The organism is Mesorhizobium sp. M1A.F.Ca.IN.020.06.1.1 (assembly GCF_004023265.1).
Classification (GTDB): domain Bacteria; phylum Pseudomonadota; class Alphaproteobacteria; order Rhizobiales; family Rhizobiaceae; genus Mesorhizobium.
Genome location: NZ_RZSR01000829.1, coordinates 1 through 2,716, shown reverse-complemented (window position 1 = coordinate 2,716; position 2,716 = coordinate 1). Strand labels below are relative to the sequence as shown.

At 66.2% G+C, this 2,716-nt stretch carries 3 protein-coding genes; all 3 read left to right on the top strand.

Annotation, left to right across the window (positions count from 1 at the left end; all coding sequences use genetic code 11):
• A partial coding sequence (locus EOA60_RS27620; protein ID WP_164899579.1) for a class I SAM-dependent methyltransferase occupies nt 1–220 on the top strand: 220 nt, incomplete at its 5' end.
• A 13-nt stretch (nt 221–233) separates the two neighbouring features.
• Nucleotides 234–1,808: a 2-polyprenylphenol 6-hydroxylase gene (ubiB, locus tag EOA60_RS27615; protein WP_128312213.1), complete on the top strand. Its 1,575-nt coding sequence runs from the start codon at nt 234–236 to the stop codon at nt 1,806–1,808.
• A 73-nt stretch (nt 1,809–1,881) separates the two neighbouring features.
• A partial coding sequence (locus EOA60_RS27610) for a flavoprotein (RefSeq protein WP_281060784.1) occupies nt 1,882–2,716 on the top strand: 835 nt, incomplete at its 3' end.

Sequence of the window (2,716 nt, the reverse complement as noted above, 5' to 3'; positions counted from 1 at the left end):
CGACAAGGCCTACGAGGCTTGGTCGTTCAACGCCATCCCCAAAATCGGCAGGGCGGTGACCGGCGACGACGAGCCCTATTCCTATCTGGTCGAATCGATCCGCAAGTTCCCCAACCAGCAGAACTTCGCCGCGATGATTGGTCGGGCCGGCTTCGATCGGGTTACTTTCCGCAACTATTCGGGGGGCATCGCGGCGCTCCATTCGGGCTGGAAGCTTTGAGGCAGGGCGTCCGATGACCAGCGTTGGCGCCGGCTTCCGGCTCGCCAGGGCCGGCTGGGTGCTGGTCCGCGAGGGCGTCGTCGCGGCGCTGCCCGGCGAAGAGCTTTCCGGTATGCCGAAGCTCGGCTGGCGGCTGGCGCGCGTGCTCACTCGCCGCCGCGCCCGAAGCCATCTGCGCGGCGACCGGCTGGCGCAGGCGGTGGTGCGGCTGGGGCCATCCTATGTGAAGCTCGGCCAGTTCCTCGCCACGCGGCCCGACGTCGTCGGCAACGACATGGCGGTCGACCTTGCGCTGCTGCAGGACAAGATGCACACCTTTCCGAGGGCGGAAGCGGTCGCGGCGATCGAAGCCTCGCTCGGGCGCAGGATCGAGGATCTCTACGCAACCTTCGGCGAGCCGGTCGCGGCGGCATCGATCGCCCAGGTGCACGGCGCCGAAGTCGTTCGCGACGGAAAGGCTTCACGGGTCGCGGTGAAGGTCATCCGCCCCGGCGTGCGCCATCGCTTCTTCCAGGATCTCGAGAGCTACTTCCTCGCCGCCCGCCTGCAGGAGAAGTACATCCCCTCCTCGCGGCGCCTGCGGCCGATCGAGGTGACCCAGACGCTGGCGCAGACCACCAAGGTCGAGATGGACATGCGGCTCGAAGCGGCCGCGTTTTCCGAGCTCGCTGAGAACACCAAGGATGATCCGGGCTTCCGCGTGCCGGCGGTCGATTGGGAGCGGACCGGCCGAGACGTGATCACCATGGAGTGGATCGACGGCGTCAAGATGAACGATCTGACCGGCCTTGCTGCCGCCGGTCACGACCTCAAGGCGATCGCAGCCAATCTCGTCCAGTCCTTCCTCAGGCATACGCTGCGCGACGGCTTCTTCCATGCCGACATGCATCCGGGCAACCTGTTCGTCGAACCGGACGGCACCATCGTTGCCGTCGATCTCGGCATCGCCGGCAGACTCGGCAAGAAGGAGCGGCGTTTTCTGGCCGAGATCCTCTACGGCTTCATCGTGCGCGACTACCGGCGCGTCGCCGAGGTGCATTTCGCGGCCGGCTATGTGCCGCGTCAGCACAATGTATCGGCCTTCGCGCAGGCGATCCGCGCCATCGGCGAGCCGATCCACGGCCAGTCGGCCGACACGATCTCGATGGCCAAGCTTCTGACGCTGCTGTTCGAGGTCACCGACCTCTTCGACATGGCGACGCGGACCGAGCTGGTGCTTTTGCAAAAGACCATGGTGGTGGTCGAAGGCGTGGCCCGCACGCTCGATCCGGCGTTCAACATGTGGAAGACTTCGGAGCCGGTGGTCAGTGACTGGATCGCGGGCAATCTCGGCCCGCGCGGCGTGCTCTCGGACGCGCGGGACGCCGGCAAGGCCTTGATCTCGCTGGCGAGGCAGGCGCCGGACATTGCGGTTCGCACCGAGCGGCTGTCGCGTGAGATCGACCTGATGGCCGAGCATGGCTTGCGCTTCGACGAGGCGACCGCGCGCGCGATCGGCAAGGCGGAGGCGCGCCACACCCGCTCCGGCCGGGTGGCGCTGTGGACCATTGCGCTGACGCTGATTTACATCGCGTGGCGGATTTTCTGACCGCCCGCCGCCTTGCTGCGTTTTGATTGCATTGCTATCATTGCCGGCGCTAGTTTGAGGCGGGTGCAATCAGATGGCCAGCATCACGATCCGCAACCTTGACGATGGAGTTAAGGACCTGCTGCGCCAATTGGCTGCCGAAAATGGCTGCTCGATGGAGGAGCAGGCCCGGGCGATGATCAGGGCGGCGGTTGAGGGCCGGGCAGGGCAGGCCGACCGCATCGACCAGATCGAGAAGACGCTGCGTGCGCTGACCGGCCCCGGCCAGCAAGCACCGCCTATCGCCGACATGCCCGGCAGGCCATCAGTTCGCGGAACGCTCTCCGGCAAACGCGTCCTTCTCGTCATCGGCGGCGGCATCGCCGCCTATAAATCGCTCGATTTGATCCGGCGCCTGCGCGAGCGCGGCGCTTCTGTCCGGGTGGTAATGACATCAGCCGCGCAGGAATTCGTCACCACGCTGTCCGTCGGCGCGCTTTCGGCCGACCATGTTTTCACCGAACTCTTCGACCGCAATGACGAGCACGATGTCGGCCACATAAGGCTGTCGCGCGAGGCCGATCTGCTGGTCGTGGCGCCGGCCACCGCCGACCTGATGGCGAAGCTCGCCAACGGCCATGCCAATGATCTTGCCTCGACGGTGCTGCTTGCGACCGACAAGAAAGTGCTGATGGCGCCGGCGATGAATCCGAAGATGTGGTCGCATCCGGCAACGCGGCGCAACCGGGCGACCCTGCAGAAGGATGGCATCGCCTTTGTCGGGCCGGCCAAGGGCGAGATGGCGGAAAGCAACGAGGCGGGCGAAGGCCGCATGGCCGAGCCGCTGGAAATCGTGGCCGCGATCGAGGCGATGCTCGGCGAGAAGCCGAAGCCGCTTGCGGGCCGCAAGATCATCGTCACCTCGGGGC